Source organism: Anaerolineales bacterium (genome assembly GCA_022866145.1).
In the GTDB taxonomy this organism is placed as follows: Bacteria; Chloroflexota; Anaerolineae; order Anaerolineales; family E44-bin32; genus PFL42.
The window spans coordinates 1-2023 of record JALHUE010000436.1; the positions used below are offsets into that span (position 1 = coordinate 1).

2 protein-coding genes are annotated in these 2023 nt (G+C 65.4%); one reads left to right on the plus strand and one right to left on the minus strand.

The features are described from left to right. The first annotated feature begins 236 nt into the window (after positions 1–236). Entirely contained in the window at positions 237–1202 is a 966-nt protein-coding gene (locus MUO23_13065) for a tyrosine-type recombinase/integrase (protein MCJ7513882.1), read from the plus strand. Positions 1203–1367: 165 nt separating this feature from the next. Here the strand turns inward: MUO23_13065 and MUO23_13070 are convergent. Next, on the minus strand, positions 1368–2023 hold a 656-nt coding region (locus MUO23_13070; protein MCJ7513883.1), incomplete at its 5' end, for a hypothetical protein.

Sequence of the window (2023 nt, forward strand, 5' to 3'; positions counted from 1 at the left end):
CCGCTCGGCGCGATCCCACCAGGCAGCAGCGACTGCGCCTGCGTCAGATCGCGGAGAGAACGGGGCGGCCGTTAGGGAGGGAGGTGCTTGACAGGCTGGCAAGTCCCGGTAGAATTCGATGGTGATGATAAGTATGATTATGACAAGCATGGATCAGAGCACGCCGGGGGGCAACCTTGGCCAAGACTCGTCCGGCCGTCCCTAGCCGTCGATCGGCGGCGACCCTGTCCGCTTCCATGCAAGCCTTCCTGCAGACCAAGGCCGAGTCGCGCAGCCTGGCCACTGCCCGGACCTACGGGAATGCCCTGTCGGCCTTCCAGCTGTTCCTAGAGGCCTCTGGCGTGGATCCGGACGCCCAGCCAGCGGCTGCCACCCAGGAGAGCTGGATTGCGGCCTTTGCGGCCTACCTGCGCCCGTATGCCCCGGCCTCGGAGCGTCTCTACCTGACGGCGGTCGCCGGGTGGTACGATTTCCTGGCGGCGGAGGGCCTGGCGGACGTCAACCTGCCTCTCATTCGCCAGCTGATTCGACAACGGGGCCGACGGCCAGGACAGCGCCTGCCGCAATTCCCCCGCCAGGCGATTGAACAGGTCATCGGCTATGCCCACGAGTTGGCAGCCCAGGCCGGGCACGACGAAGCGGAAACACTGCGCAATCAGCGGGATGCCGCCTTCCTGGTCCTTCTGGCCGACACCGGCCTGCGGGTCCATGAGGCCTGTGGCCTGCGCCGGGGAGACATCGACTGGCAGGAGGCGCGGGCGATCCTGATTGGCAAAGGCAACCAGCAGGCGGTGCTGCGAATCTCAGGGCGGGCCCTCGGGCTGTTGCGGACCTATTTGCACAGCCGGGCCAAGCTGGATGGACAATCGGGCCGGCAGCTCAGTGCCTTGCCGATCTTCGCTCGGCACGACCGCGGGGCCGGCCGGCGTGTTCTCCCGATCAGCACCGGCACCGGCCGAGCCATTGTTCACCAGCGATGTGCAGAAGCCCTGCCGCCCGAGCTCGCCGAAGGGATCACGCCGCATTCCTTTCGCCACTACTTCGTCACGGCCGTGCTGCGCGGCTCTGGGGGGAACCTCAAGCTCGCCCAGGAGCTGGCTCGCCACCGCACGATCACCGTCACGCAACGCTATGCGCACCTCTCCGACGATGAATTGGACCGCGGCTATCATACGATCTTCGATTCCAACCAGCAGAGGTAGGCCCTGCATTCTCACCGTCTGTGCCGCGCCAACCCTTCAGCCCTAGCAGGCTGCAGAAGGACCCGCACGATAGAAGAGGAATTGGCATATGTTGAGGTTTGGGATTCGCCCAAACCTCAACATATGCCGTTTACTCATTGTTGATTTCCGTTTTTCCGCAAGCTCCTACGAACGATCGTCACGCTTGTATCGGACCCGTCGAACGGGCGCCTCCACCAGACAAACGACCATCAGAACCCACACAGCCGCCCCCAGAAGCAGATGTACGAGCTGGAGCCAAACCGGGGCCTGCAAGATCACAGTTGCCGTCCCGGCAGCGAGTTGAATGAGTAGCAGCCCGCGCAGCACCGTCAGGCGCCACTTCACCGCGCGGACTGCGACGGCCTTCCGGCGGGCGTCGACCCACCTGATGGCCGCCACTGCCAGCCCCGCCGCCAACAGCAGATGGAACCAGCGCAACCGGATCAGGAAGCTCGACCTTGGGCCCAGATCCTGCCGTAGGCCCTCGAGCAACCCCCCTGCGGGTGACATCGTATCGCCGAGCGCCGTCACCGCGCCCGACGTGCCAACCGCGATCATCCCGAGGATGAAACCCCCGGCGATCAGCACAGGCACCGAAGGCGGCACCCCCTCCCGCAGCGTGCTTCCGCCATGCCAGGCGACCATGGCCAACGAGGCCACCAAGGCATAGCTGAGGACCACAAGCACCGCGACGCTGACGGCACGGGCAATGAATGCGTCCATTCCCCCCACCCTGCTCAGGATGACCGGGCCGGCCCCGACAAGGGGTTCCACTAGGATCAGCGCCAGCGCTCCGCAGG